This window comes from Bacillus sp. GbtcB14 (assembly GCF_019091205.1).
Taxonomy (GTDB): domain Bacteria; phylum Bacillota; class Bacilli; order Bacillales; family Bacillaceae_G; genus Bacillus_A; species Bacillus_A cereus_AG.
The window spans coordinates 1-230 of record NZ_JAGXJT010000345.1; the positions used below are offsets into that span (position 1 = coordinate 1).

Consider the following 230-nt stretch of genomic DNA (forward strand, 5'->3'; position numbering starts at 1 on the left):
ACTATACAAAATTAGGGTCTGCCATTGGGATCGTAACTACTCTCGTTATAAGTTTACTTGTTTTTTGGTGAAAACGTTATTATGCTGCGATGGTCGTATATCCAATGGGCATTTTAATAACACATCTTGAGAATAAAGGGATAAAAGAAGTTGTGAAAACAGAGCGTCCGGCGTGAAATGAAGCGGGGGTTGCTCTTGGATATAGCTACCCTAATGGGCATGCAATGGTA

General features: G+C 40.0%; 1 pseudogene. It reads left to right on the forward strand.

Going from position 1 to position 230, the window contains the following annotated elements:
• Positions 1-173, forward strand: a pseudogene (locus KVT31_RS30090) (phosphatase PAP2 family protein); the annotation flags it as partial.
• Between the last annotated feature and the right edge of the window lie 57 nt (positions 174-230).